A 25,594-nucleotide genomic window follows, 5' to 3' on the forward strand; every position below is an offset into this window, starting at 1 on the left:
CAAGGTGCAACGCAGCGATGCTAGCGACGTACCCGCCTGTAACCCAGTACCCAGAGGCCGTTCAGTACCGCGAGCCGCTGCCGTCGAGGTTGACGCAGAGGTAGTGCGCTCCCGGGATCGGATTGAAGTAGTACGGCGGCACCTCGACGAAGCCCAGGCGGGCGTAGAGCTCGCGCGCCGCCTCCATGTCGTCGAGCGTGTCGAGCAGGAGGTTGGAATAGCCGATCTCCCGTGCCGCGTCGATCAGCGCCACCGCCAGCGTGCGCCCCAGTCCATAGCGCCGATACGCGTTGCGCACGAACAGGCGCTTCATCTCGCAGGCATTGACGTGGTCCACGTCGGTGATCCGCCTCACGGCGCCACAGCCGGCCACGTCGCCATCGACCAGCGCCAGGTAGACGCGCCCACCGGCTTCGGCGGCATAGTCGCCCGGGAGGTTGGCCAGCTCGGCCTCGAAGCCCTGGAAGCACAGGTCGACCTGCAGGCTCGCGGCGTAGTCGCGGAAGATCTCACGGCACTGCGCCAACTCGTGCGCCGTGGCCGGCACGATCAGTTGCACCCCGTCGCCGAGGGGTCGTCGGGCATCAGGCGACATGGCGGCAAGCAAACAGAACCAAGGCACAAGAACGAAGCGGCAGTCGGATCATCGGCGGGACGGATGTGGCGGCAGCGACGCCGCACTCTAACGCGTCCGGCCGGACCCGGTGCAACCACGCGTCACCGCGCGCGGCGGCCTGCCGGATTCAGAGCCGCACGGTTCCGGCGATGCAGGCTGCGACGTCGCCACCGACCCAAAGCCCCTCGTCATCGCGCTGCAGGTAGATCCGCCCGGCGCGCCCGAGCGCCCGGCCCTGGCTGGCCACGTAGCGCTCGGGCAACACCCCCTCGGCCATCAGCCACTGCGCCACGCTGGCATTCAGGCTGCCGGTGACGGGGTCTTCCGCCACGCCCAGCGGCGCAGCAAAGGCACGCAACTCGACATCGACCTCACCACCCGCTGGATAGGCCCCCACCAGCCCGACCTTGGCGAGCGACTTCAGCGCCGCCTGATCCGGCTGCACCGCCAGCACGCGATCGGCGCTGGGCAGGCGCAGCGTCAGCCAGTCCGGCCCGTTGTCCAGCCACTGCGCGGCCAGCACCTCGTCAGCCGCCAGGCCCAGCGCCGCGCGCACCGCGGCCAGCAGGCCGGCGTCCACGTCACGGCGGCGCAGTGCTGGCGCCTGGAAGGCCAGCCGGCCCGAATCGGCTTCGCGCCGCAGCCGCACCAGCCCGACGCCACACTGCTGCACCACCTCGTCGGCCCGGCGCGGCTGCCCGCCGTGGTCGAGCCAGACCCGGCAGCTGCCCAGCGTCGGGTGACCGGCAAAGGGCAGTTCGCCGCCCGGCGTGAAGATGCGCACGCGGTAGTCCGCCGCCGGGTCGGTGGGTGGCAGCAGGAAGGTGGTCTCCGACAGCTGCGTCCAGCGCGCGAAGGCGACCATCGTCGCGTCGTCGAGCCCTTCGGCGTCCACCACCACCGCCAGCGGGTTGCCGCCCAGCGCCTGCGCGGTGAAGACATCGACCTGGGCGAAGCGGCGCTCCCGCCCTGTGTTGCAAGGAGGGGTCATGGCGTCGGCTCCCCGAGTTGATCCAGGTGCTCACGCGCCACCCGGCCCAGCACCGCGACGCCGTCGTCGATCTCCTGCGCGCTCAGCGTCACGAAGGACAGGCGCAGCGTGCGCCGGTCCGGCGCGTGGGCGTAGAAGGCCGCCCCCGGCACGTAGGCGATGCCCTGGGTCACCGCGGTGTCGAGCAGCTCGGCGGCGTCACAGCCCTCGGGCAGGCGCACCCAGAAGAACATGCCGCCCCGCGGCTCATCCCATTCGCTGCCCGGCGGCAGGCTGCGCTGCAGCGCGGCTTGCATCGCATCGCGCTGCAGGCGGTAACGCGCGCGGATGGTCGGCGTGTGGCGGTCGAGGAAGCCGTCGCGCAGCACCTCGGCCACCAGGCGCTGGTTGAAGCCGCTGGTATGCAGGTCGGCCGCCTGCTTGGCCTGCAGCAGCTTGGGGTAGAGCGCCCGCGGTGCCACCAGGTAGCCCAGGCGCAGCCCGGGCGCCAGCACCTTGGAGAAGGAGCCGAGGTAGAGGCTGCCCTCGGGCCAGCGCGAGGTCAGCGAGGCGGGCGGCGGCGCGTCGTACCAGAGGTCGCCATAGGGATTGTCCTCGACCAGCGGCACACCGGCGCGCTGGGCGGCCGCGACGAGGGCGGCACGGCGCGCCTCGGAGATCATCCGCCCGGTCGGGTTCTGGAAATTGGGCAGCACATAGAAGAAGCGGCAGCCCGGCGCGTCGTGGCGCAGCGCCTCCAGCGCCTCGGCGCGCGGCCCGTCGGCGTCCCCGGCCACGCTGACAAAGGCCGGCTCACAGGGGCTGAAGGCCTGCAGCGCGCCCAGGTAGGTGGGCGTCTCCACCGCCACCGGCACACCGGCATCGACCAGCACCTTGGCGATCAGGTCCAGCCCCTGCTGCGAGCCGGTGGTGATCAGCACCTGGTCCGGCCCAGCCTCGATGCCCTGGCCGCGCAGGTGCTCGGCCACCCACTCGCGCAGCGGTGCGTAGCCCTCGCTCGCGGCGTATTGCAGGGCTGCCTGAGGGTGGTCGCGCAGCACGCGCTCGCTGGCCTCGCGCATCGCCTCGACCGGGAAGCTCAGCGGCGACGGCAGGCCACCCGCCATCGACAGGATGCCCGGCCGCTCGGTGACCTTGAGGATCTCGCGGATCACCGAGGGGTTCATGCGCTCGGCCCGCCGCGCGGGCCGCCAGGGAGAGAGGGTCATTGGATGCCTCCGGTATCGAACAGGAATGGGGAAGATCAGGGACAGGAACGGCGAGAAGGACCAGCGGCCGGCAGGCCGCTCAGCGCTGCGGTACGCCCACTGCCATACGTCGGCCCAGCAGCACCGTGGCGATCACCGCGGCAACGAAGGCCAGCGTGACCGGCTCCAGGGTCTCGCCGAGCAGCGGCACCGCGGCCAGCATGGACACGAAGGGCTGGATCAACTGCACCTGGCTGACGCGCAGGGCGCCGCCCCAGGCCAGCCCACGGTACCAGGCAAAGAAGCCCAGCCACATCGAGACCAGCGCCAGGTAGGCGAAGGCGGCCCAGGCCGCCGGCCGCGCCTGCGCCAGCTGATCGGCGTGGATGTGCAGGCCGGCCAGCGCAGCCGGCAGGTTGATCGGCAGGCACAGGAGCAGCATCCAGCAGATCACCTGCTCGGGCGGCATGCCCTGGGCCGCCAGCCGGGCGCCGGCCACGTAGCCGGTGGACGCGCTCAGCACCGCCAGCAGCAGCCAGCCATCCCCCGCCGACAGGCGTCCGCCGCCCTGCAGCGCGGCAAAGCCCAGCACCAGCGCACAGCCCAGGCCCGCACAGGCCCAGAAGCCGGCCGAGGGCCGCTGGCGCAGCCAGAGCGCACCGACCACCGCGGTGGACAGCGGCAGCAGCCCGGTGATGACCGCGGCATGCACCGCCTCGACCTCGCGCACCGCCCAGCCCAGGCAGACCGGAAAGCCGAACACCACGCCGGCCCCGCCAATCGCGAGCAGGGGCCATTGCCGCCGCTGCGGCCAGGGCGCCCGCACCGCCACGAGGTAGCCCAGCGACAGCAGCCCCGCCACGGCGGCGCGCGCCAGCGCCACCCAGGCCGGCGGCAGCTGCGGTGCCTCGACGGTGCCGCCTGCCAGGCGGGTCAGCGGCAGCGTCAGCGCGAACATCAGCACCCCGGCCACGCCGAGCCAGAGCCCCTGCCGCGCGCGGCGATCCGCAGCGTGGCCCATCAACAGCACGCTCCGCGCAGACCCGTGGAGAAAAAAGCCAGCGACATCATGTGGGCAGTCTAGACTCTCATAACCATACAGTTGCAGCACAGATGACGAGATACATCGGGCCACTGTATGGAGAGATTCATCGTCACAGTGCCCATGAACACGCCTGCCGACCCCTTCCTCGATCCGCTGGCCACGCCGTTCAACGACCCCGGACTGCCACAGGGCAGCCGGCTGCGCGTCGGCGCTGGCGCCGGGCGATCGAACCAGCTGGCCGAGCGCTACGCCCTGCGCATCCAGCAGGGCCTGGCCGCTCCGGGCAGCCGCCTGCCGTCGGTGCGGGAGTGCGCGCGCCAGCACGGCGTCAGCCCCAGCACCGTGGTGGCCGCCTACGACCAGTTGCAGGCGCGCGGCCTGGTGGAGGCGCGCAGCCAGCGCGGCTTCTTCGTGCGCGCGCCACGCCGCACCGAGGAGGGCTCGGCCCCGCGGGCGCTGGCCCAGCGCAGCCCGCCCGTGGACGCCACCGCGCTGATCCGCGGCATGTTCGCCACCGCCAGCGATCGCCCCGGGCCCGGCAGCGGCCTGCTGCCGCCGGACTGGCTGGATGCCACGCTGCTGCAGCGTGCCCTGCGCCGGGCCTGCAGCCAGGCCGACGTCGGCCTGCGCTACGGCGAGCCGGCGGGCGACCCCGACCTGCGCCAGCAGCTCTCGCAGCGCCTGGCCGACCTCGGCATCGACGCCGCGCCGCGGCAGATCGTCACGACCACGGGCGCCACCCACGCGCTGGACATCATCGCCCGCGCCTGGCTGCAGCCGGGCGATGCGGTGCTGATCGATGAGCCGGGCTGGGCGGTGGAGTTTGCCCGGCTCAGCGCGCTGGGCATGCGGCTGTTGCCGGTGCCGCGCGGGCCGCTCGGCCCGGACCTGGCCGCGATGGCGCAGCTCGCCGCGCTGCACCGCCCCAAGCTCTACGTGACGGTGTCGGTGCTGCACAACCCGACCGGCTGCAGCCTGCCGCTGGCGGCCGCCCACCAGGTGCTGCGGCTGGCCGAGGCGCACGACTTCGCCATCGTCGAGGACGACACCTACGCCTGGTTCGCCCCCAACCACGCCCCACGGCTGGCTGCGCTCGACGGTCTGCGCCGCACGATCTACGTCAGCGGCTTCTCGAAGATCCTGGCACCCAACTGGCGCGTGGGCTACCTGGCCGCACCCGAGGCCTGGGTGGACCGGCTGATCGACACCAAGATGATCAGCAGCCTGACCACCCCGGCGCTGACCGAGCAGGCGGTGGCCTGGTGCCTGGAGCAGGGCCTGCTGCGCCGCCACGCCGAGCGCGTGCAGGATCGGCTCGACACCGCCCGCAGCGGCACGATGCGCCTGGCCGAGCAGGCCGGCTGCCGGCCGGTGACGCCCCCGCGGGGGCTGTTTGGCTGGATCGACACCGGGCTGGACACCGACCGCCTGGCCGAACTGCTGCTCGATGAGGGCTGGCTGCTGGCACCGGGCTCGCTCTTCCTGGCCGTGCGGCGGCCCAGCCCCTTCATGCGCATCAACTTCGCCACCTCGCAGGATCCGCGCTTCTGGCGCGCCTTCGAAGCGGCCAGGATCGCGCTGCAGCGCTGAACCCGCCTGCCCGAGAAACGGCAACGCCGGCACGGAGCCGGCGTTTTCGAGGTGGGAGCGGGCGCCTGAAGCGAATCAGGCCGTCTCGACCAGCGCCTTCTTCATCTTCTTCATCGCCGCGACCTCGATCTGGCGGATGCGCTCGGCACTGACGCCGTACTCGGCCGCCAGCTCGTGCAGCGTCATGCCACCGGAGCCGTCGTCGTTCACCTTCAGCCAGCGCTCCTCGACGATCCGGCGGCTGCGCGCATCCAGCACGTCCAGCGCACGCAGCAGCCCCGGGCCGGCCAGTTCGTCGCGGGCGCGGGCTTCGAGCGCGCGGGTCGGCTCCTGGCGGTCGTCGGCCAGGTAGGCGATCGGCGCGAAGGACTCGTCATCCTCGTCGGAACCGGGTTCAAGGGCCACGTCGCAACCAGCGAAGCGGGCTTCCATCTCGATGACCTCTTCGCGCTTGACGTTCAGCTCACGCGCGACGGTGTCGATCTCGGCCTCGGTCAGGCTGGTGCGGTGGGTGTCAGCGTCAGCCGCCTCGCCCTTGAGCTGGCGCTTCATCGAGCGCAGGTTGAAGAACAGCTTGCGCTGGGCCTTGGTGGTGGCCACCTTGACCATGCGCCAGTTCTTCAGGATGTACTCGTGGATCTCGGCCTTGATCCAGTGCAGCGCATAGCTGACCAGACGCACGCCCTGCTCCGGGTCGAAGCGCTTGACGGCCTTCATCAGGCCGACGTTGCCTTCCTGGATCAGGTCGCCCTGCGGCAGGCCGTAGCCCAGGTACTGGCGCGCGACCGACACGACCAGACGCAGGTGCGAGAGCACCAGCCGACCGGCGGCTTCGACGTCCTGATGCTCGCGCAGGCGGCGGGCCAGCTTGCCCTCCTCCTCGGCCGTCAACAGCGGGATGCGGTTGACCGAGGCGATGTAGGCATCAAGATTCCCCAGCGAGGGCACCAGGGCCCAGGGGTCACGGATGGCAACAGCGGTGGAACGCGACAGATTCATGATGTCCATAGACAACGTGGATCTCCTTTGGTTCCGCTCAGTTTAGCACTCGACACCAATGAGTGCTAAACGTGCACCCCTGGCGCCCCAAGGCCTGGCCCGCACACCGTGAATTTCACCGGCACGGGCCTCGCCCGCCCAGCTCAGGCCGCGGCGGCGTCCAATCCATCCAGCCCGACCAGGCGCCGCAGCGCCTGCACGTCATGGATGTGCAGCCGGTAGCCCTGCACGTCGATCACACCGCGCGATTCGAAGCTGCGCATCAGCCGCGACAGCGTCTCCGGCGTCATCGCCAGCTGCTGCGCGATGTCGCGTTTGCGCTCCTGCAGGCGCAGGTCGTGCGATCCGCTGGTCACCGGGCAGCGCTGCAGCAGCCACTGGGCGAAGCGGGCCGGCGCGTCGTTGTGCAGCAGGTTGCGCGAGGCGATGGTCAGTTCATGCACCCGCTGGGCCAGGTTGGCACACAGGCGCAGCGCCAGCGCGGGGTGGGTGGCGAGGTGGGGTCGCAGCCGCTCCATCGGCAGCTCGGCAATCACCACGTCGGACAGGGCCTGGGCCTCCATCGCGTAGGGCTGGTCCAGCCAGGCAGCGGTCACGTCCAGCCAGGCCGGCCCGGTGACGCTGCGCTCGGTGCGCAGGCCGCCATCGGCCGCGCGCGAGCCCAGCACCACGTCGCCCGACATCAGCAGCACCAGCGAGCGTGCCGGCACATGGCAGTCGAGCACAGCGTCGCCAGCAGCGATGCTGTGCCGTTCGGCCAGCCGCACCAGCAGGGAGAACTCGGAGGCGCTCAGCGCAGGCCCGCCCAGCACCTGCTGCCACGGCGCCGGATCGGCAGGGGATGGCGGTGCCGCCGCCAGACGACGGCGCGGGCGGGGCGGTGTGCAGGCACGGGAAGCGGTGCCTGCAGCCATGACATCCAAGGTCTCCACGGCAGCGCAGGAAAGTAGGGCAGGTCAGCAAAAGTGCTGCTGCACTGTCTCCCAAGTCGCCGGCCCGACGGTTGAGGCATGTCAAGGCTCGCCCCGCCGATGGGCGCTGTTGCACGCAGGATCTGCGCCAACTCACACCGGGGCCCAGACATACCCCGGCCTCCATCGCCCTGGCGCTCAATCCAGCCCGAGTTCCTGGATCTTGCGCGTGATGGTGTTGCGGCCGATGCCCAGCTTGTGGGCTGCCTCGATGCGACGGCCCTTGGTGAGCGCCAGCGCCGTGAGGATCAGCCGGGCCTCGAACTGGCGCGTCAGGTGCTCCCACACATCCGGCTGGTTCTGCTCCAGCAGGCTGCGCGCCTCACGCTCCAGGTCCGGCAGCCAGGTGCCGCCAGCCAGGGCCTGCAGGTCTGCGGGCGCGGCATCCGCATGGCCATTGGCATTGGCATGGACACGGCCGTCGACAACACCCCCGGCCGGTGCGGCAGGTGCAGGCACCCCGGGCGCCGCGGCCGGTGGGGGCAGGGGCGTGCCGGAGCCCAGGACGTCCGGCGGCAGGTCCTTGCGGTCGATCACCTGGGCTGGCGCCATCACCGTCAGCCAGTGGCAGAGGTTCTCCAGCTGGCGCACGTTGCCGGGGAAGTCGAACTGCACGATCTGCTGCAGGGCGGCCTCGGAGATGCGCTTGGGCTCGCCGCCCAGCTCCTTGGCGCTGCGCTGCAGGAAGTGGCGCGCCAGTCCCGGGATGTCCTCGCGCCGCTCGCGCAGCGGCGGCAGGCGCAGGCGGATCACGTTCAGGCGGTGGAAGAGGTCCTCGCGGAACACCCCGTCGCGCACCCGATCCTCCAGGTTCTGGTGCGTCGCGGCGATCACGCGCACGTTGGCCTTCAGCGGCTGGTGGCCGCCCACGCGATAGAACTGCCCGTCGCTGAGCACGCGCAGCAGGCGCGTCTGCAGGTCGAAGGGCATGTCGCCAATCTCGTCGAGGAAGAGCGTGCCGCCCTCGGCCTGCTCGAAGCGCCCGCGCCGCGTGGCCTGCGCGCCGGTGAAGGCGCCGCGCTCGTGGCCGAACAGTTCGCTCTCCAGCAGGTCCTTCGGGATCGCCGCGGTGTTGATGGCGACGAAGGGCCCCTTGTTGCCCAGGTCGCCGCGCGGGCTGTGGCGGTGCAGCGCACGCGCCACCAGCTCCTTGCCGGAGCCGGACTCGCCGGTGATCAGCACCGTGACGTTGCTCTGGCTGAGCCGGCCGATGGCACGGAACACGTCCTGCATGGCCGGCGCCTGGCCCAGCATCTCCGGCACCTCGGTGGCCTGCTCGTCCACGCTCTCCTCTCGCAGGCTCTCCTCGACCGCGCGGCGGATCAACTCCACCGCCTTGGGCAGGTCGAAGGGCTTGGGCAGGTACTCGAAGGCACCGCCCTGGAAGGCCGACACGGCGCTGTCGAGGTCAGAGTAGGCGGTCATGATGATGACCGGCAATCCTGGGTGACGCTCCTTGACCTTGCTCAGCAGGTCGATGCCGGAGCCCCCCGGCATGCGGATGTCGCTCACCAGCACCTGCGGCACGTCATCGTCGAGCGCCGCCAGCACGTCACGCGGGTTGGTGAAGCTGCGCACCGGCAGGCCTTCGCGGCCAAGCGCCTTTTCGAGCACGAATCGGATGGATTGGTCGTCGTCGACGACCCAGATGGGTTTCATGCTTCGCCCGTGGTGTGCAGAAGGGATCGCTGCACGGCGCCAGGCCTGGAGCAGCTCGGCTACGGCAGCGGGATCTGTATCTTGAACAGCGTGCGCCCGGGTTCGCTCTCGCACTCGATCAGGCCCTGATGCTGCTGGATGAAGTCCTGCGCCAGCGTCAGCCCAAGGCCCGAGCCCCCCTCCCGCCCGGACACCAGGGGGAAGAAGATGCGATCACGGATCTCGGGCGGCACGCCGGGTCCGTTGTCCTCGATATGCAATTCCAGTGCCAGCCGGTAGCGCTGCCGGCCGATGGTGACCTGCCGTGCCGCCCGGGTGCGCAGCACGATGCGCGCATCGCCTGCCTGGCGCCGCTCGGCCAGCGCCAGCGCCGCGTTGTGGGTGATGTTGAGCACCGCCTGGATGAGCTGCTCACGGTCGCCACGGAACTCGGGCAACGAGGCGTCGTAGTCGCGCACGATCGTCAGGCCCCTGGAGAACTCGGCCAGCACCAGCGAGCGCACCCGCTCCAGCACCTCGTGGATGTTGACGTCGGCCACCATGTGCGGGCGCCGGTGCGGCGCCAGCAGCCGGTCCACCAGTGCCTGCAGGCGATCCGCCTCGTGGATGATGACCTGCGTGTACTCGGTGAGCGTGGCGTCGGCCAAGTCCATTTCCAGCAGCTGGGCCGCGCCGCGGATGCCCCCCAGCGGGTTCTTGATCTCGTGCGCCAGGTTGCGGATCAGCTCCTTGGTCACACGCACCTGGTCGAGCGTGCGGGTCTCGCGGTCCTGGCGGGCCTGCTGCTCGATCTCGACCAGCTCCAGCAGGATGGTCTCGCCGTGGTCGACCTGCGTGACGATGACGTGCACCGGCAGCGGCTCGGCATGTGGCGCGGTGGGCCGGCGCAGCAGGGCCTCCAGCCGCACGGTGCTGTACTGGTTGGCCACCACGGCCTGGTAGTTGGTCACCAGCGCGGAGGCATCGACGAACCAGTCGAACAGCCGGCCGCGCCGCAGCAGGGCGCGGCGGGGCAGGCCCAGCGCCGCCTCGAAGGCGGCATTCACGAACAGGCAGCAGCCATCCGCGGCACGCAGCACGGCCACCATCGTCGCCAGGTGATCGAAGGCCTCGTAGCGCCCGCTCTCGCCACGACCCGCACTGGCCGGCCGCAAGCCGCTCATGGGGCAGGCAGCTTGGCCAGCTCGCGCCGGATCGCCGCCACATCGGCCTCCTTGCGCGCCACGGCGGCCTTGAGCTCGGCCACACGCTCCTGGTAGCGCGCGAAGTTGCGCTCGTCGCCCCGGCGCTCCGCCTCGCCCTGGACGAGGTCCTTGTGCAGCTGCGCCAGGCGCTCTTCTTCTTTGCGCAGCTCGGCTTCCAGGATGCGGCGCGCGTCGCTGTCGCGGGCGCGCTGCTCGGCCGGATCGATGCGGTTCTCGGGCCGCCCGGGCGCTGCCGATGCCACGCCACCGGCAGCCGTCGGCGCACGCCGCGGTGGCGACTGCACCACCGTCACCGGCGCGCCGGAGAGGGTCTTGCAGCCACGCTCCATGGCCTCCTTGGGACTGATCTGGTCGGTGTAGAGGTTGCCGGGGCAGCGGTAGACCTCGCGGCCCTGGGCCACCGCCTGCCCCGCAGCAGACAGCAACATCAGGCCCGCCAGCAGCGGCGTCGCATTTCGAATGAGCATGAACCAGTATCGCGCAAAGGCCCCGAACGGTAGACAAGCCGGACCGCCAAGCCTGGCAAGCGGCCCGGCACCATGCAAAAGACGGCCCGCAGGCCGTCCTTTTTTCTGGATGGTGCGAGGGTGGCAGGCCCAGGCCCGCCACCGGCACACCTCACAGTGCGTAGTACATGTCGAACTCGATCGGGTGGGTCGTCATGCGCATGCGCTGGACTTCCTGCATCTTCAGGTCGATGTAGGCGTCGATGTAGGCATCGGTGAACACGCCGCCCTTGGTCAGGAAGCCGCGGTCCTTGTCCAGGTTCTCGAGGGCCTGTTCCAGGCTCGAGCACACGGTCGGGATCAGCGCGTCTTCTTCCGGCGGCAGGTGGTACAGATCCTTCGTGGCGGCTTCGCCCGGGTGGATCTTGTTCTCGACGCCGTCCAGGCCGGCCATCAGCAGCGCGGCGAAACCCAGGTACGGGTTCATCAGGGGATCCGGGAAGCGGGCTTCCACGCGACGGCCCTTCGGGTTCGCGACGTACGGAATGCGGATCGAGGCCGAGCGGTTCTTGGCCGAGTAGGCCAGCTTCACCGGGGCTTCGTAGCCCGGGACCAGGCGCTTGTAGCTGTTGGTGCCGGGGTTGGTGATCGCGTTCAGCGCACGGGCGTGCTTGATGATGCCGCCGATGTAGTACAGCGCGAAGTCGCTCAGGCCGGCGTAGCCGTCCCCTGCGAACAGGTTCTTGCCGTCCTTCCAGACCGACTGGTGCACGTGCATGCCGCTGCCGTTGTCGCCGACGATGGGCTTGGGCATGAAGGTGGCCGTCTTGCCGTAGGCGCCCGCCACGTTGTGGATGACGTACTTCTGCAGCTGGACCCAGTCGGCGCGCTCGATCAGCGTGCTGAAGCGGGTGCCGATTTCCATCTGGCCGGCGTTCGCCACTTCATGGTGGTGCACTTCGACCGGGATGCCCAGGCTTTCCAGGATCAGGCACATCTCCGAGCGCATGTCCTGGCCGCTGTCGACCGGGGGCACGGGGAAGTAGCCGCCCTTGACGGTCGGGCGGAAGCCCTTGTTGCCGTGCTCGTAGTCCTTGCCGGTGTTCCAGGCGGCTTCCTCGGACTCGACCGAGACGAAGCAGCCGGACATGTCGGCGCTCCAGCGCACGCTGTCGAACACGAAGAATTCGGGTTCCGGGCCGAAGAAGGCGGTGTCGCCCAGGCCGGTCGAACGCATGTAGGCCTCGGCGCGCTTGGCCAGCGAGCGCGGGTCGCGCTCATAGGCCTTGCCGTCGGCGGGGTCGATCACGTCGCAGGTCAGGATCAGCGTCGGCTCTTCGAAGAACGGATCGATGTTGGCCGTGTTCGGATCCGGCATCAGCAGCATGTCGGAGGCTTCAATCCCCTTCCAGCCGGCGATGGAGGAGCCGTCGAAGGCGTGGCCCGACGAGAACTTGTCTTCATCGAAGTGGGAAATCGGCACGGAGACGTGTTGCTCCTTGCCGCGGGTGTCGGTGAAACGGAAGTCGATGAACTTGACTTCGTTTTCCTTCACCATCGTCATCACGTCGGCGACGGTCTTGGCCATCAGAGGCTCCTAACGAGAGTGGGAATTCGGTTGAAGAATTGGCGTTTTGCTTGCCGGCAGGACCGGCGCTGGGCCGACCGGCAATTTAGCAGAAAGCGTGCCCGCCACTGCCTGGTGGGGCGCGACCGTCAATACCTCTGAGGAAAGCGCCCAAACGAGCCATGCACCAAATTGGATCTATGAATGCACCACATTGGCGCTATTGATCGCCGGTGCCTCGCACCATTTCAGGGCCCAAGGGAACGCCTCGGCTGCGCAACCCGGCCAGGAGGGCTGCATAGGCCGAGAGCAGTGTCTCGCCCCGGCCTTTGACGCCCAGCTCGATGTGACGGCCGTGCTCCGGGTGGTCGACGCTGGGCAGGCTGAACACCTTGATGCCGGGAAAGCGCGCCTCGACGTCGATCATCAGCGGCGTCAGGCTGGCCTCCATGGCGCCGTAGACGATCACCGAGCGCTCCTGCTGCGCCCCACCACCGTGCAGGTGGGCGTAGCGGCCGTCCAGCAGCGCCTCGATCATCGGGTGCGCCATGACCGGGAAGCCCGGCACGAAGTGCACCTCGCCCACCGAGAAGCCCGGGATCTGGTTGTAGGGGTTGGAGATGATCGTCGCCCCCTCGGGGAACACGCCCATGTTGAGCCGGTGGATCGTGTCGGGGTGGTCCGGGTCGGCCGTCCAGCCCTGCTCGACGGCCAGCTTGCGCACCCGCGCCATGATGAGCTCGCGCGCCTGCGGGTGCAGCGCCAGCGGCCGGTCCAGCGCGGCAGCGGCACACTGGCGGGTGTGGTCGTCCGGTGTGGCGCCGATGCCGCCGCAGGAGAACACCACGTCGCCGCTGGCGAAGGCCGTGCGCAGTGCCGCGGTGATGCGCACCGGCTCATCGCCCAGGTACTGCGCCCAGGCCAGCGAAAGGCCGCGCGCGCCGAGCAGCTCGATGACCTTGGCGAGGTGCTTGTCCTGCCGTTTGCCTGAAAGGATCTCGTCGCCGATGATGATGAGGCCGAAGTTCATGTGCAGAGGTTGCTCAGGTGCGCAGGGGCAGGATGGCGGGTGGCAGCGGGCGGGTGCAGGGCGCGCTCGGGTGCCGCTACTCAGGGCGCCGCCGATGCGCTGCCGGCCGAGGGCCGGATGGCCCCATCGGCCGGGCTGGCCGATGGCAGCAGCTCGCCCAGACGGGCCCGGCGCAGCTCATCAAGGGCGGCCAGCGCGTAGTGGGTGAACCACAGCGCCGCGAAGGCGAACACCAGCGTGTAGAGCCAGACGAACAGGGGCAGCAGCAGCGGCATCATCGGCAGCGCCATCGCGCCGGTGGCCCAGACCAGCGAGGGCGCCGCGCCCAGGTAGCCGGTGACCAGCCCCATCACGAACAGCGGCGTGCGCTGCTGGCGCATGATCTCGTGGCGCTCGTCGGCGCTGGCGTGCTCGGCCAGGGCGTCGTAGCTCATCACGCGGTAGCTCAGCCAGCCCCAGATCAGCGGCGGCAGCAGCAGCGCCAGCGGCGGGATGAGCCAGAACGGCAGCGACACGACCAGCGCCAGCACCGCGATCCCGGTGGCGCCGGTCATGCCGACCGCGCCGCGCCACCAGGAGCCGCCGTAGCGGCGCTCCAGCGTCGGGAAGCGGCGCTTGGCCACCAGGCTCACCAGCGCCGTGCCCATGAAGGCCGACACCAGCAGCATGGCGGCGATCAGCACCACCGGCACCGCCAGGGCGACCACCACCAGCGGCCCGACCACCGAGCGGAACACGCCGTTGGTCATTTCATTGAGCCACTGCATGACCGGCGCCAGCAGCGGCAGCCGCTCCAGGCCGAGCCGCACCGCCTCCACCGCCGGCTCCCAGTAGAACCAGGCCAGCGCGAAACCCGCCGCTCCAGCCACCGCCACCGGCAGCAGCGACAGCAGGATCACCCGCGGATGGAAACAGTACGCAGCGGCACGCCAGAAGGCATCCAGGACTTTGCTCAACATCCGCGCAGCATAGCCCGGCCGCAGGGATCAGGCGCGGCCGATCAGCCGCAGCAGGCCCAGGCGCTGCTGCGCCCAGAACCCCTGGCCATAGTCGCGCCCCCCGTTCTCCGGCAGCTGGTCGCGGATACCCGTAGGCCCCGGATCGCGAACGAAGCTCGCGCTGCCGAAGAGCTGGTCCCACCAGGGCAGCAGGATGCCGAAGTTGTGCCCGCCCAGCGTGCCCTGCCCGGCCGATTCGTGCCCCAGGCCGATCGCATGGTGGAGGCGGTGGAAGGCCGGCCCGACCAGCAGCCGCTCACCCAGGCGGCCGAACGGCAGCCGCAGGTTGGCGTGCGACAGGCTCTCGACCAGTTGCGTACAGGCCACCACCGCGACGAACTGCCCCGGCGCCATGCCGATGGCGTGGCCGAGCTGCACCAGCAGCGCATCGACGATCAGCAGGTCAAGCAGGTGGTTGCGGCTGTCGGTCCACATCGTCATCTGGCGCTGGCTGTGGTGCAGCGCGTGCAGGGCCCACCACCAGTCGAACCGGTGCTGGGCGCGGTGGATCCAGTAATCGGCGAAGTCCAGCGCGACCAGGTAGACCAGGAAGCCGGCCAGCGCGGTGTCGGTCACGCCCGGCCACCAGGGCCCCACCAGCGCATCGAGCTGGATGCCGCTGACGCCCTGCACCGCCAGCCAGCCCCACAGCTCATTCCACAGCGGCTCGACCCCGAAGAACAGCGCCACGCGGATCACCCCCAGCCGGTGCAGCAGGGTGTAGATCACGTCCACCCGCACGGCGGCACGGTCGGTGATGCGCTCCACCGGCCGCCAGCGCTGCAGCGGGCCGAGCACCCCCAGCAGCACTGCGATCTGCAGCAGCCCGGCCAGCAGCCAGCCGGTGGCGGCATAACCGTCTTCCAGCAGCGATCCACCGCCCAGCCCGAACAGCAGCGGCTGGACGACGGACTCGAACAGCCCCTGCTGGGCCAGGCTGAACCACTCGGACAGGATCTCGACGGACATGGAGGCGTTGAAAGAAGACGTTGGGCAATGCGCTGGACCGCGTTCAGCAGACTAACGCGCCAGGCTGCCGCGGCGCCGACCGCGGGGCAGGCCGCGGCTCAGACCTCGGTCGAATCCGGTCATGGCTTGCTGCCACTCTGGACCGCAGCCCGGTAGGTGGGGTGCTCGGCCAGCGTCGCAAAACACAGGCCGCGCTGCTTCAGCCCGACGATCAGCGGCTCCAGCACCGCCGGGGCCCAGGGATCCTGGCGCGACCAGATGCCCAGGTGCGCCACCAGGATGTCACCGGCGCGGATGTCGCGCAGCGCGCGCTGCAGCAACTGCGCGTTCGGGTAGCGGTCGCTGGGCAGCTCATCGCCCAGGAACCCGGCCGGGGCCCAGCCCACGTGCTGCCAGCCGCAGGCCTGCGCGGCAGCGAGCAGCGCTGGCGAGGTCCGCCCGCCCGGCGCGCGGAAGAGTGGCGCCATGTGCTGGCCGGTCATCTCGGTGAAGCGGCGGGCGCTGCGATCCAGCTCGGCACAGTAGGCCGCGCCGTCCATCTCGCGCGAACGGCCCGCCTGGGGGCCGGCGCTGGGGCGCATCTCGAAGCGGCCACCCGGCCGGTCGGCACGCCAGTAGACGTGGTCCAGCGTGTGCGAGCCGAAGACGTGGCCCTCGGCGGCACGGGCCTTCCACCAGGGCGCCCACTGCGCATCCAGGCTGCTGCCACCGGTGAGCGTCTTCTCGTCGGCGAGGAAGAAGGTCACCTTGACCTGCTGGCGCTGCAGCACCTCGGCCACCAGCGGCGCCACGCCCATGTGGCCCGTGTCGAACGTCAGGTAGACCGGCTTGTCACAGGGTGCAGCCGCGACCGAGACCTGGCAAGTCCCCACCACCGCAAGCATCGCAACCAAGAGAACGGCAGACTTCACGCGTGAAGCATCCTTGTCCAGCGGACGCCGTGGATCCGGCTTCGCCGGGCCACTGGCGGCGCCCCCTTGAGGGGGAGCGGCGTCAGCCGCAACGGGGGTGGGTCAAAGTCGTCCCGCGTGATCCAACGTCCAGACCCCATGCGGCGACTTGCCCACCGGCACCTGCTTGACCACCTTCTTCGTCTCGGTGTCGATCACGCTCATCTTGCCGGCCCAGCGCGAGGCCGAGTAGATGTACTTGCGATCGGGCGTCAGGTCCATGTCGTCCGGGCCGCTGGGGCCGGGATAGGTGTCCACCACCGTCATGGTCTGCGTGTCGATCCGGTTGATCGTGTTGGCCACCCGGTTGCTGACCAGCACATGGCGCTTGTCGCCCCAGGCACGGAAGGCGTGTGCGCCGGCCCCCGTCGGGATGCGCTTGAACAGCTTGGGCGGGTTGACGCTGACGTCGTACACCTCGACCACCGAATCGCCGGTCAGGCCGGTCATCAGGTACTTGTCATCCGCGGTGAGGTACACGTCCGCCGGCATCTTGCCGACGGGAATGGTCCAGCGCGGCGTCTGCGTGGCCAGGTCGACGGCGATCATCTGGTCGCTGTCCTGCAGGCTGGCGTAGACCACCGTGCTCCTGGTGTCGATCACCACGTGGCTGGGCGTCTTGCCCGCCGGCACGCGCTTGGCCAGCGCCAGCTCGAACCCGCCCGCCGCCGGGCGGGTGACGCGGTAGATGTCGAGGTGGTTGAGCCGGTTGGCCGCCGTCACGAACCATTTCATGTCCGGCGAGAAGCGCAGCTGGTACGGATCGACGATGTTTTCCAGCGTCTTCTGCACCAGCCCGGTGCGCGGATCAACCAGCGTGATCGTGTCGCCCACCGCGTTGGCCACCAGCAACGACTTCTCGTCGGGCGACAGGTAGAGGTGATGCGGCTCCTTGCCCGTGGGCAGGCGGCGGATCTCGGTGAGGGTGCTGCCGTCGATCACGCTGATGGTCGCGTCCAGCGAGTTCAGCACGAAGATCGGCGGCTTGCCACCCGTCGTCGGTGCGGCGGACGCAGCCGCGGCGGCAGGGGCTTGCCCGAAGGCGCCAGGCGCCAGCAGGGCAGCGGTCAAGGTGCCCGCTGCGAGGGCGACAACTTGGCGGCGGCGGAGAGCAGTCATGGGCAATTTCAGGGGTCGGTTCGAAAGTCGGGGCAGTGTAGGGGCCGCCCCGACCACCGCCGCAGGTCAGTGGGCATGCTTGGCAGAGGTGATGACCAGGATCAAGCCCAGCCCCGCGCCCAGCCAGAGCAGCTGCGACACCGTCTCGCGCAGCGGCATGCGCCGCTGCAGCTGTGGGATCAGGTCGGCCACCGCCACGTAGATGAAGCTGGAGCAGGCAGCCACCAGCAGGAAGGGCAGCAGGGCCTGGAACGGCCCGATCGCAAAGTAGCCCAGCACACCCCCCGCCACCGCCGCCAGGCCCGACAGTGCGTTGTAGAACAGCGCCTTGCGGCGGGTGAAGCCGGCGTTGAGCAGCACGATGTAGTCGCCCACCTCCTGCGGGATCTCATGGGCTGCCACTGCCAGCGCGGTGACCCAGCCCAGCTGCGGATCGGTCAGGAAGGCCGCGGCGGTCAGCACGCCATCACAGAAGTTGTGGAAGGAGTCCCCCACCAGGATGCTCCAGCCGCCGCGCCCGGCCTGCTCGGCGTCGAAGCCGTGGTGGTGGTCGTGGTGCGGGTGGTCGCCCTCGTGGTGGTGGTTGTGGCGGTACAGCTCGGCCTTCTCCAGCAGGAAGAAGAACAGCAGCCCGCCCAGAAGGGTGAGGAAGAGCGAGTGGCTGTCCGCCCCGCTCTCGAAGGCCTCCGGCAGCACGTGCAGCAACGAGGTGCCCAGCAGCACCCCGGCCGACAGGCTGACCATGTGCGGCAGCAGCCGTCCCAGCAGGCGCACCGCGATGGCCGAAGCGACCAGCACCGACACCAGCCCACCGGCCAGCGTCGCCAGGACGATCCAGGTCAGCGTCATGCGTCAGGCGACGCCGTGGCGCTTGAACCAGGCCAGGCTGCGCTGCCAGCCATCGTCGGCCGCCGCCTTCTGGTAGCTCGGCCGATAGTCGGCATGGAAGGCATGGCCGGCGCCGGGGTAGACCACGAACTCCGACTGCTTTGCCGCCGCACTGCCCTGGGCCAGCGCGGCCTTCATGCGCTCCACCGAATCGAGCGGGATGCCGGCGTCCTTCTCGCCGTACAGGCCGAGCACCGGCGCCTTCAGCTCGGCGGCCAGGTCCACCGGGTGGCGCGGCGTCAGCGCCGACGCCTGGCCGACGAGCCGCCCGTACCAAGCCACGCCGGCCCGCACCTGCGGATGGTGCGCCGCGAACAGCCAGGTGATGCGCCCGCCCCAGCAGAAGCCGCTCACGCCGACACGGCGGGTGTCGCCGCCCTGGTTGCCCGCCCAGGCCACGCAGGCGTCCAGGTCGCCCATCACCTGGGCGTCGGGCACCTTCGAGACCACCTCGGCCATCAGCTTGGCGATCTCGCCGTAGCCGCTCGGGTCACCCTGGCGCACGAACAGCTCCGGCGCGATCGCCAGGTAGCCCTGCCGGGCGAAGCGCCGCGCCACGTCGGCGATGTACTCATGCACCCCGAAGATCTCGCTGACCAGCAGCACGACCGGCAAACCCGTGCGGCCCGCCGGCGCGGCCCGGTAGGCGGGCAGCCGGAAGCCCTGCACGTCGATCGTCACCTCGCCAACCTCCAGGCCATCGGCGGGCGTCTTGACCAGCGTCTGCGCGGCCACCGGCAGCACCGCCGCGGCAAAGCCGCTGCCCACCGAGGTGCGCACGAAGTCACGCCGGCTGTACGACCGGGTCGCGGTGTGGCTGTCGATCTCTTGCTGGATCAGGTTCAGGTCGGCCATGGTCACCACGTGCAGGCGGTCGGGTTGCAGAAGCGGTCATTGTAGGAAGGCGCACCCACCCGGCCGCGCGTGAGAACCGACACGAACTGCGGGGACAATGCCGCTCACCATGCCTTCACGCACCGCCAACGCGACCTCCGCTGCCGCCTCCACCCCAGCGGCGGCGCCCCCCGCCGCCGAGGCGGCCCCACCGACCGCCGCGAACTGGCGCGGCGTGCGCGCGGCCATCGACATCGGCTCCAACAGCTTCCGCCTCGAAATCGGCCAGCTGCGCGGCGGCCGCTACCGGCGCATCGACTACCTCAAGGACACGGTACGCCTGGGCGCGGGGCTGGACGACCAGGGCCGTCTGGGTGGCGAGGCCGCCGAGCGCGGCCTCGCCTGCCTGCGGCGCTTTCGCGAAAGGCTCACCGGCATCCCCGGCAGCCAGTTCCGCGCGGTGGCCACGCAGACGCTGCGTGAGGCCACCAACCGCAACGCCTTTCTGCTGCAGGCGGCCGAGGCGCTGGGCCACCCGATCGAGGTGATCTCCGGGCGCGAGGAGGCCCGCCTGATCTACAAGGGCGTGGCGCGGCTGCAGCCCTCCGACCAGCCGCGACTGGTGATCGACATCGGTGGGCGCTCGACCGAAATGATCCTCGGCGTGGGCCCCCTGGCGCTGCGCGCCGAGTCCTTCCGCATCGGCAGCGTCAGCCTGTCGATGGCGCACTTTCCGGACGGGCGCTACAGCGCCGAGCGCTTCCAGGCCGCCCAGGTGGCCGCCGGCGCCGAGCTGGAGGAGGCGCTGGAGCCCTTTGCCCGCCAGCACTGGCTGGAGGCGCTGGGCTCCTCAGGCACGGCCGGCGCGGTGTCGCAGCTGCTGGCGGCCAATGGCGTCAGCGACGGCACCATCACTCCGGACGGCCTGCGCTGGTGCATCCAAGCCTGCCTGCGCGCGGGCAGCCAGGACCGCCTCGACCTGGCGGGGCTGAAGCCGGAACGCCGCGCCGTGATCGGCGGCGGGCTGGCCATCCTCTACACGCTGGCGACCCACTTCGGCATCGAGGCCCTGCGGCCCGCGCGCGGCGCACTGCGCCAGGGCGTGATCTTCGACCTCGAAGAACGGCTGGCCGCCGAGCGCACCCCCGAGCACCACGACCTGCGCGATGACACGGTGGCCGAGCTGCAGCAGCGCTTCCAGGTCGACGTGGCGCAGGCCCACCGCGTGCAGCAGGTCGCCCGCGCCCTGCACGAGCGGCTGGCCCCGCGCGCCGCGCTGGAGCCGCAGCGCGAGCTGGGCTGGGCCTGCGCGCTGCACGAGATGGGCATGATGGTCTCGCACCACGACCACCACCGCCACAGCGCCTACCTGCTCGGCCACGTGGACGCGGCGGGCTTCTCGCAGAACCAGCAGCGCCGCCTGGGCGAGCTGGTGCTCGGTCAGCGCGGCGGGCTGCGCAAGGTCGAGGCGGCGCTGGCCGAACCGGCCTTTGCCGCCCAGCTGCTGGCGCTGCGCCTGGCGGTGCTGCTCTGCCACGCCCGCGGCAGCCTGGGCGTGCTGCCGCCGACGCTGGTGCTCGACGCACGGGGCGCCCGCCTGATCCCGCCCGAGGGCTGGGCCACGCAGTTCCCGCGCTCGGCCTACCTGCTGCGCGAGGAGGTCAAGGCCTGGTCGCGCCACCCGGCGCTGAAGCTGCAGATCGCCGAAGGCTGAAGGCGGTCAAAGGCTGAAGTGCTCGCAAAGATGGCCGTGCGGCGTGTCACAGCCGCGGCCAGGCTGTCACGGCAACGTCACAGGCCGGTCATAACATCGATCGGATGATCGAAGAGTTTGCCGTCCACACCTTTGAGGCGGGTGCCGCAGAGGCGGCCACGCCAGCTGCCGACCGCGCGCCCCCTGTCCCGCTGCTGAGCCGGGAGCGCTCCACCCTCGCCTTCAACCGCCGCGTGCTGGCCCAGGCGCGCCGCGCCGACGTGCCGCTGCTGGAGCGGCTGCGCTACCTGTGCATCGTCTCGTCCAACATGGACGAGTTCTTCGAGGTGCGCTTCGCCGACACGCTGGAGGCCGCCCGCCAGCCGGGCAGCGGCACCACCGCGGGCGACGTGGCCGACATTGCCACCGAGGCCCATGCGCTGGTCGACGAGCACTACGCCGTCTTCAACCACGAGGTGATGCCCGCACTCGCCCAACGCGGCATCGTCATCCTCAACCACGCCGACCGCGATGCCGAGCAGCGCCGCTGGGTGGCGCAGTTCTTCCACCGCGAGGTGCAGCCGCTGCTGGTGCCCATCGGGCTGGACCCGGCGCATCCGTTCCCGCAGGTGGCCAACAAGTCGCTGAACTTCATCGTGCAGCTCAGCGGCGCGGACGCCTTCGGGCGCGAAAACTCGATCGCCATCGTCAAGGTGCCGCGCGTGCTGCCCCGCGTGATCCGCCTGCCCGACCGGCTGGCGCCGGGCCAGCAGGCCTTCGTGCTGCTGACCAGCGTGATCCGCGCGCACCTGGAGGAGCTCTTCCCGGGCCGCGTGGTCGAGGCCTTCTCGCAGTTCCGCGTCACGCGCGACTCGGACATGGACGTCGACGAAGACGACGTCACCAACCTGCGCCAGGCGCTGCGCAGCGAACTGAGCACGCGCCACTTCGGCCAGGCGGTGCGCCTGGAGGTGGTGGCCAGCTGCCCGCCGGTACTGTCGGACTTCCTGCGCTCGCAGTTCGGCCTGCCCGAGGCGGCGCTCTACCGCGTCAACGGCCCGGTCAACCTGGTGCGGCTGAACACGCTGATCGACCACGCCCATGCGCCGGCGCTGCGCTTCGCCCCGCACGAGCCGGCCTGGCCGCAGGGCCGCCTGCCACGCGGGCGCAAGGTGATGGACTGCATCGCCGAGCGCGACATCCTGCTGCACCACCCCTTCGAATCGTTCGACACCGTGGTGCAGTTCCTGCGCGAGGCGGTCGAGGACCCGAACGTGCTCGCCATCAAGCAGACCATCTACCGCACCGGCAGCGAGTCGGTGCTGATGGACCTGCTGCTCGAAGCGGCCCGGCGCGGCAAGGAAGTGCTGGTGGTGGTCGAGCTGAAGGCGCGCTTCGACGAGGAGGCCAACATCAACTGGGCCGAGCGGCTGGAGGCCGTGGGCGTGCAGGTGGTGTACGGCATCGTCGGGCTGAAGACGCACGCCAAGCTGCTGCTGGTCACCCGCAAGGAAGGCCGCCGGCTGGTGCGCTACGCCCACCTCTCCACCGGCAACTACAACCCGAAGACCTCGCGGCTGTACACCGACGTGGGCTACCTCAGCGCCGACCCGGAACTGACGGCCGACGCCGATGCCATCTTCCAGCACCTGGCGAGCCTGAACCCGCTGGCACGGCCGCGCCGCCTGCTGGTGGCGCCCTCCAACCTGCAGGCGCAGTGGGTGGAACTGATCGATCGGGTCGCCGACGCCGCCCGCGCCGGCCGGCCGGCACGCATCGTCGCCAAGTTCAACGCCCTGACCGACCCGGTGCTGATCGCCGCCCTCGTGGCCGCCGGCCAGGCCGGTGCCCGCATCGACCTGATCGTGCGCGGGGCCTGCATGCTGACGCCGGGCGTACCGGGCGCGACCGACCGGATCCGCGTGCGCTCGGTGGTGGGCCGCTTCCTCGAACACACCCGGGTGATCTACTTCCGCTGGGGCGAGGGCGACAGCCAGGAGGCGCTCTACCTGAGCAGCGCCGACTGGATGAGCCGCAACATGCTGCGCCGCATCGAGATCGCCTGGCCGCTGCGCGACGCCGCGCTGCGCCAGCGCGTGATCGACGAGTGCCTGGTGCCCTACCTGCGCGACGAGGTGGATGCCTGGTCGCTGCGCAGCGACGGCAGCTACGAGCGGGTGGCCGAGACGGGCCTGAGCGCCCAGGGCGCGCTGATGCGCCGATTCTGAAGCGGTCGCAGGCGCCCTCCTAGAATGGCCGCCACCCACACAGGAGCTGCGATGGACGCGACCAAGGAAATCGACACCCGCGGATTGAACTGCCCGCTGCCGATCCTCAAGGCCAAGAAGGCGCTGTCCGAACTGGCCAGCGGTGACCTGCTGAAGGTGCTCTCCACCGACCCGGGCTCGCTGCGCGACTTCCAGGCCTTCGCCAAGCAGACCGGCAACGAGCTGGTCGAGCAGCAGACGCTGCCCGGCAACGAGTTCGTGCACCTGCTGCGCCGACGCTGAGCCCCTGGGCCCAGTCGCCGGCGCAGCGGCGCACGCCCCTCCCCGATCGATCTGGTGTGATCAGGTGCCGATGCGGCCGCCGTCGTTCTTGGTGATGACGATGGTCGCCGAACGCGGCCGCTTGCCGGCGCCGTAGCCCGCGTTGGCCGGCCACTGGCTGGTGTAGCTGGCGGCATTCGGATCGCCGGCCGCCACGGCCGTCATCGCGGTGGTTTCACCCGGGTGCTGGATGTTGATGAACATCGACTTGCCATCGGGCGACTCCACCAGGCCGGTGATCTCGCAGCCCACCGGGCCTACCAGGAAGCGCTTCAGGGTGTCCTCGGTCGGCGCTGCGCCGACGTAGGTGTCCACGCTCAACGTCGCGCTGTAGGCCAACGTCTTCCTGGCGCCGTCCCCCACCTGGCCAGGAATGCCGGCCAGCATCATGCAGTTGGTGACGTCGGTGTACGCCCCGTCATCAGTCTGGAACCAGCAGAGGCCGGTGCTCTTGCTGAACACCAGGCCGTCGGGGCTGGAAAAGTCGTTGTCGCTGGTCAGGCCCGAGAGGTTGACCCACTGGCTGGACGCACCGGCCTCGGCGCCGAAAAGGTACACGTCCCAGGTGAAGGTGGTCGCCGCGGCATTGCCGGCGCCGTCCTTGATGCGCACGATGTGGCCGTTGACGTTGCCCGACTGGGTGGTGCCGGCGTTCTTGACGTCGGTGTAGGCGCGCGGGTTGGCGCTGTCCGGCGCGTACTGCGAGCCGGTCGGCGCAGCGCGGCGGTTGCTGTTGTTGGTCAGCGTGAAGTAGACCTCGCCGGTGGTCGGGTGCGTGGCGCACCACTCCGGGCGGTCCATCCTGGTGGCGCCCACCGCATCGGCAGCCAGGCGGGCATTGATGCAGATGTCGCCCTGGTCGGCAAAGCTGTAGGCGGTGTAGCTCGACGGGATTGCCGCCAGCGTCAGCGGCAGCCAGGTGCCGGTACCGTCGCTGTTGAACTTGGCCACGTACAGCGTGCCGCTGTCCAGGTACTTGGCGCCGGTGGCCAGGCGGTCGGCGGGCTCGGCGTCGGCGGCACTCCAGGAGGCGTTGCTGACGAACTTGTAGATGTACTCGCCGCGCGAGTCGTCTCCCATGTAGACCGCCAGGGCCTGGCCCACCACCGGCAGCGAGAAGGCCGCGCTCTCGTGGGCGAAGCGGCCCAGCCCGGTGCGCTTCTTGGCCCGGCTCGACGGCGCGTAGGCATCCATCTCGACGATCCAGCCCATGCCGTTGAGCTCGTTGCGGTAGTCGTCGCTGCCGTCGGTGGACGTGCCGGTCCTGGCGTTGATCCAGCGCGCGTACTGGTCGTCGCTGCCGGCGGACTCCCAGCCGTGGCGGCTGGCCGTGCCCTCGGTGCGGCCGTAGCGGTTCAGCGCGGTGACGCTCTTGTCGTTGCCGCGTGCGGCGTTGTCACCGGTCGGGCGGGTGAAGTAGCCGGCCCAGTTCTCTTCGCCGGTCAGGAAGGTGCCCCAGGGCGTCTTGCCGGTGCCGCAGTTGTTGAGCGTGCCGCGGGTCTTGCTGCCGTCGGTCGAGTACCTGGTGATCAGCAGCGCGTTGCCGGCGGCCGGGCCGGTGAGATCGACGTCGGTCAGCGTGGTGAAGCGGCGGTTGAAGGTGGAGTTCTGGACGTAGGCCCAGGTGCTGCCGGTCTTCTTCACCTCGACAAAGGACACGCCATGGATCGCCAGTTCCTTGTCCACCTCGAAGGCCGGGCGCGGCAGGGTGGGCGTGCCGCCATTGGCATGCAGGAAGAAGGACGATAGGCGAGTCGGGCTCTCGTCGGTGGTCGCCTCGTGGTTGATGCCGAGCACCGCGCGGTCGTTGGCGGTGGTCGAGGCGGAGCCGGCCGCGTTCAGGCCGAACCACTCCATGCCGTCGTGATGGTCGCCCGCGCGGTTCTCGAAGCTGTCGTCGGTCCCGTCGTTCTTGAACGCCGTGGTGGCGCTGTTGAGCGGATCACCCAGCGCGTAGATCACGCTGGCCGTGTAGCCCGCAGGCACCACCACGGTGTCGGCCAGCCCCTTGGAAACCGCCGAGAAGTTCAACTTGCTGAGCTTGCCGGTGTCCGGGGTGGGCGTGGCAGGCGTAGAGGGCGTCGTGGCCTCGTCGTCGCTGCCACAGGCCGAGAGCGACAGGCCCGTGAACAGCGCTGCTGCCGCGCTGCCGAGCAGGCCACGCCGGCTCAGCCGGGCCGCCAGGACGGCGACGAAGTGCGGGTTGTCAGAGCGGTTCGAGTCTTCTTCTTCGGATTGGGGACGGCGCAGGGAAACGAGCGGGCGGTTCATGGGAAGCACTCCGTTGA

General features: G+C 70.3%; 22 protein-coding genes. 4 read left to right on the forward strand and 18 right to left on the reverse strand.

Annotation, left to right across the window (positions count from 1 at the left end; genetic code table 11):
* Nucleotides 1-61 precede the first annotated feature (61 nt).
* From NGK70_RS25140 to NGK70_RS25155, 4 genes are all read right to left on the reverse strand, one after another.
* On the reverse strand, nucleotides 62-595 hold the full coding sequence (locus tag NGK70_RS25140) for a GNAT family N-acetyltransferase (protein WP_251971163.1): 534 nt from the start codon (nucleotides 593-595) through the stop codon (nucleotides 62-64).
* Nucleotides 596-743: 148 nt separating this feature from the next.
* Nucleotides 744-1,607, reverse strand: coding sequence for a PhzF family phenazine biosynthesis protein (locus NGK70_RS25145; RefSeq protein ID WP_251971164.1), 864 nt, complete (start codon nucleotides 1,605-1,607; stop codon nucleotides 744-746).
* Nucleotides 1,604-2,815: an aminotransferase-like domain-containing protein gene (locus NGK70_RS25150; protein ID WP_251971165.1), complete on the reverse strand. Its 1,212-nt coding sequence runs from the start codon at nucleotides 2,813-2,815 to the stop codon at nucleotides 1,604-1,606. The genes NGK70_RS25145 and NGK70_RS25150 overlap by 4 nt, the downstream gene beginning before the upstream one ends.
* 79 nt (nucleotides 2,816-2,894) lie before the next feature.
* Entirely contained in the window at nucleotides 2,895-3,815 is a 921-nt protein-coding gene (locus tag NGK70_RS25155; protein ID WP_251971166.1) for a DMT family transporter, read from the reverse strand.
* Between the two features lie 144 nt (nucleotides 3,816-3,959).
* On the opposite strand from NGK70_RS25155, the gene NGK70_RS25160 reads away from it, so the two are divergent.
* Nucleotides 3,960-5,429, forward strand: coding sequence for an aminotransferase-like domain-containing protein (locus NGK70_RS25160; protein WP_251971167.1), 1,470 nt, complete (start codon nucleotides 3,960-3,962; stop codon nucleotides 5,427-5,429).
* A gap of 75 nt (nucleotides 5,430-5,504) precedes the next feature.
* Here NGK70_RS25160 and rpoH read toward each other — a convergent pair whose 3' ends face one another.
* The 13 genes from rpoH to NGK70_RS25225 all read right to left on the reverse strand — a co-directional run bounded on the left by rpoH (nucleotide 5,505) and on the right by NGK70_RS25225 (nucleotide 19,085).
* On the reverse strand, nucleotides 5,505-6,437 hold the full coding sequence (gene rpoH, locus NGK70_RS25165; RefSeq protein WP_251971168.1) for an RNA polymerase sigma factor RpoH: 933 nt from the start codon (nucleotides 6,435-6,437) through the stop codon (nucleotides 5,505-5,507).
* Between the two features lie 134 nt (nucleotides 6,438-6,571).
* Entirely contained in the window at nucleotides 6,572-7,342 is a 771-nt protein-coding gene (locus NGK70_RS25170; RefSeq protein WP_251971169.1) for a Crp/Fnr family transcriptional regulator, read from the reverse strand.
* A 195-nt stretch (nucleotides 7,343-7,537) separates the two neighbouring features.
* The gene (gene ntrC / locus NGK70_RS25175) at nucleotides 7,538-9,058 is read right to left on the reverse strand and encodes a nitrogen regulation protein NR(I) (protein WP_251971170.1); all 1,521 of its coding nucleotides are present in this window, start codon (nucleotides 9,056-9,058) and stop codon (nucleotides 7,538-7,540) included.
* A 59-nt stretch (nucleotides 9,059-9,117) separates the two neighbouring features.
* A complete protein-coding gene (gene glnL, locus NGK70_RS25180) occupies nucleotides 9,118-10,146 on the reverse strand; it encodes a nitrogen regulation protein NR(II) (RefSeq protein ID WP_251973896.1) in 1,029 nt (342 codons plus the stop codon).
* Between the two features lie 71 nt (nucleotides 10,147-10,217).
* Entirely contained in the window at nucleotides 10,218-10,730 is a 513-nt protein-coding gene (locus NGK70_RS25185) for a hypothetical protein (RefSeq protein ID WP_251971171.1), read from the reverse strand.
* Nucleotides 10,731-10,881: 151 nt separating this feature from the next.
* Complete coding sequence (glnA, locus tag NGK70_RS25190) at nucleotides 10,882-12,297, reverse strand: type I glutamate--ammonia ligase (protein WP_251971172.1); 1,416 nt, start codon at nucleotides 12,295-12,297, stop codon at nucleotides 10,882-10,884.
* 199 nt (nucleotides 12,298-12,496) lie between these two features.
* Nucleotides 12,497-13,306: a competence/damage-inducible protein A gene (locus NGK70_RS25195; protein ID WP_251971173.1), complete on the reverse strand. Its 810-nt coding sequence runs from the start codon at nucleotides 13,304-13,306 to the stop codon at nucleotides 12,497-12,499.
* Nucleotides 13,307-13,386: 80 nt separating this feature from the next.
* The gene (locus NGK70_RS25200) at nucleotides 13,387-14,265 is read right to left on the reverse strand and encodes an EI24 domain-containing protein (protein WP_251971174.1); all 879 of its coding nucleotides are present in this window, start codon (nucleotides 14,263-14,265) and stop codon (nucleotides 13,387-13,389) included.
* 27 nt (nucleotides 14,266-14,292) lie between these two features.
* Nucleotides 14,293-15,273: a sterol desaturase family protein gene (locus NGK70_RS25205; RefSeq protein WP_251971175.1), complete on the reverse strand. Its 981-nt coding sequence runs from the start codon at nucleotides 15,271-15,273 to the stop codon at nucleotides 14,293-14,295.
* A 119-nt stretch (nucleotides 15,274-15,392) separates the two neighbouring features.
* Nucleotides 15,393-16,157 (reverse strand): polysaccharide deacetylase family protein, encoded by a 765-nt coding sequence (locus NGK70_RS25210; protein ID WP_251973897.1) that lies wholly within the window; start codon nucleotides 16,155-16,157, stop codon nucleotides 15,393-15,395.
* Nucleotides 16,158-16,286: 129 nt separating this feature from the next.
* Nucleotides 16,287-17,342, reverse strand: coding sequence for a YVTN family beta-propeller repeat protein (locus tag NGK70_RS25215; RefSeq protein ID WP_251971176.1), 1,056 nt, complete (start codon nucleotides 17,340-17,342; stop codon nucleotides 16,287-16,289).
* A gap of 66 nt (nucleotides 17,343-17,408) precedes the next feature.
* A complete protein-coding gene (locus tag NGK70_RS25220; protein WP_251971177.1) occupies nucleotides 17,409-18,191 on the reverse strand; it encodes a ZIP family metal transporter in 783 nt (260 codons plus the stop codon).
* Between the two features lie 3 nt (nucleotides 18,192-18,194).
* A complete protein-coding gene (locus NGK70_RS25225) occupies nucleotides 18,195-19,085 on the reverse strand; it encodes a dienelactone hydrolase family protein (protein ID WP_251971178.1) in 891 nt (296 codons plus the stop codon).
* A 109-nt stretch (nucleotides 19,086-19,194) separates the two neighbouring features.
* Between NGK70_RS25225 and NGK70_RS25230 the strand changes: the two genes are divergently transcribed.
* The 3 genes from NGK70_RS25230 (at nucleotide 19,195) to NGK70_RS25240 (ending at nucleotide 23,267) form a co-directional block, all read left to right on the forward strand.
* A complete protein-coding gene (locus tag NGK70_RS25230) occupies nucleotides 19,195-20,778 on the forward strand; it encodes a Ppx/GppA phosphatase family protein (RefSeq protein WP_251971179.1) in 1,584 nt (527 codons plus the stop codon).
* A gap of 104 nt (nucleotides 20,779-20,882) precedes the next feature.
* A complete protein-coding gene (gene ppk1 / locus NGK70_RS25235) occupies nucleotides 20,883-22,985 on the forward strand; it encodes a polyphosphate kinase 1 (RefSeq protein ID WP_251971180.1) in 2,103 nt (700 codons plus the stop codon).
* Nucleotides 22,986-23,036: 51 nt separating this feature from the next.
* The gene (locus tag NGK70_RS25240; RefSeq protein WP_251971181.1) at nucleotides 23,037-23,267 is read left to right on the forward strand and encodes a sulfurtransferase TusA family protein; all 231 of its coding nucleotides are present in this window, start codon (nucleotides 23,037-23,039) and stop codon (nucleotides 23,265-23,267) included.
* Nucleotides 23,268-23,327: 60 nt separating this feature from the next.
* Here the strand turns inward: NGK70_RS25240 and NGK70_RS25245 are convergent, their stop codons facing one another.
* Complete coding sequence (locus NGK70_RS25245; protein ID WP_251971182.1) at nucleotides 23,328-25,577, reverse strand: PhoX family protein; 2,250 nt, start codon at nucleotides 25,575-25,577, stop codon at nucleotides 23,328-23,330.
* Between the last annotated feature and the right edge of the window lie 17 nt (nucleotides 25,578-25,594).

Origin of the sequence: Sphaerotilus microaerophilus, assembly GCF_023734135.1 — a bacterium.
In the GTDB taxonomy this organism is placed as follows: domain Bacteria; phylum Pseudomonadota; class Gammaproteobacteria; order Burkholderiales; family Burkholderiaceae_C; genus Sphaerotilus; species Sphaerotilus microaerophilus.

What these genes read in the sequence shown, in the direction of transcription:
- glnL (WP_251973896.1), bottom strand. Translation starts at nt 10,146, where the DNA reads ATGGTGGCCGTGCTGCGTGCCGCGGATGGCTGCTGCCTGTTCGTGAAT.
- NGK70_RS25210 (WP_251973897.1), bottom strand. Translation starts at nt 16,157, where the DNA reads ATGCTTGCGGTGGTGGGGACTTGCCAGGTCTCGGTCGCGGCTGCACCC.
- NGK70_RS25215 (WP_251971176.1), bottom strand. Translation starts at nt 17,342, where the DNA reads ATGACTGCTCTCCGCCGCCGCCAAGTTGTCGCCCTCGCAGCGGGCACC.
- NGK70_RS25240 (WP_251971181.1), top strand. Translation starts at nt 23,037, where the DNA reads ATGGACGCGACCAAGGAAATCGACACCCGCGGATTGAACTGCCCGCTG.
- NGK70_RS25185 (WP_251971171.1), bottom strand. Translation starts at nt 10,730, where the DNA reads ATGCTCATTCGAAATGCGACGCCGCTGCTGGCGGGCCTGATGTTGCTG.
- glnA (WP_251971172.1), bottom strand. Translation starts at nt 12,297, where the DNA reads ATGGCCAAGACCGTCGCCGACGTGATGACGATGGTGAAGGAAAACGAA.
- NGK70_RS25150 (WP_251971165.1), bottom strand. Translation starts at nt 2,815, where the DNA reads ATGACCCTCTCTCCCTGGCGGCCCGCGCGGCGGGCCGAGCGCATGAAC.
- rpoH (WP_251971168.1), bottom strand. Translation starts at nt 6,437, where the DNA reads ATGGACATCATGAATCTGTCGCGTTCCACCGCTGTTGCCATCCGTGAC.
- NGK70_RS25205 (WP_251971175.1), bottom strand. Translation starts at nt 15,273, where the DNA reads ATGTCCGTCGAGATCCTGTCCGAGTGGTTCAGCCTGGCCCAGCAGGGG.
- NGK70_RS25170 (WP_251971169.1), bottom strand. Translation starts at nt 7,342, where the DNA reads ATGGCTGCAGGCACCGCTTCCCGTGCCTGCACACCGCCCCGCCCGCGC.
- NGK70_RS25220 (WP_251971177.1), bottom strand. Translation starts at nt 18,191, where the DNA reads ATGACGCTGACCTGGATCGTCCTGGCGACGCTGGCCGGTGGGCTGGTG.
- NGK70_RS25225 (WP_251971178.1), bottom strand. Translation starts at nt 19,085, where the DNA reads ATGGCCGACCTGAACCTGATCCAGCAAGAGATCGACAGCCACACCGCG.
- NGK70_RS25155 (WP_251971166.1), bottom strand. Translation starts at nt 3,815, where the DNA reads ATGGGCCACGCTGCGGATCGCCGCGCGCGGCAGGGGCTCTGGCTCGGC.
- NGK70_RS25140 (WP_251971163.1), bottom strand. Translation starts at nt 595, where the DNA reads ATGTCGCCTGATGCCCGACGACCCCTCGGCGACGGGGTGCAACTGATC.
- NGK70_RS25145 (WP_251971164.1), bottom strand. Translation starts at nt 1,607, where the DNA reads ATGACCCCTCCTTGCAACACAGGGCGGGAGCGCCGCTTCGCCCAGGTC.
- ppk1 (WP_251971180.1), top strand. Translation starts at nt 20,883, where the DNA reads ATGATCGAAGAGTTTGCCGTCCACACCTTTGAGGCGGGTGCCGCAGAG.
- NGK70_RS25200 (WP_251971174.1), bottom strand. Translation starts at nt 14,265, where the DNA reads ATGTTGAGCAAAGTCCTGGATGCCTTCTGGCGTGCCGCTGCGTACTGT.
- NGK70_RS25195 (WP_251971173.1), bottom strand. Translation starts at nt 13,306, where the DNA reads ATGAACTTCGGCCTCATCATCATCGGCGACGAGATCCTTTCAGGCAAA.
- NGK70_RS25230 (WP_251971179.1), top strand. Translation starts at nt 19,195, where the DNA reads ATGCCTTCACGCACCGCCAACGCGACCTCCGCTGCCGCCTCCACCCCA.
- NGK70_RS25160 (WP_251971167.1), top strand. Translation starts at nt 3,960, where the DNA reads ATGAACACGCCTGCCGACCCCTTCCTCGATCCGCTGGCCACGCCGTTC.
- ntrC (WP_251971170.1), bottom strand. Translation starts at nt 9,058, where the DNA reads ATGAAACCCATCTGGGTCGTCGACGACGACCAATCCATCCGATTCGTG.
- NGK70_RS25245 (WP_251971182.1), bottom strand. Translation starts at nt 25,577, where the DNA reads ATGAACCGCCCGCTCGTTTCCCTGCGCCGTCCCCAATCCGAAGAAGAA.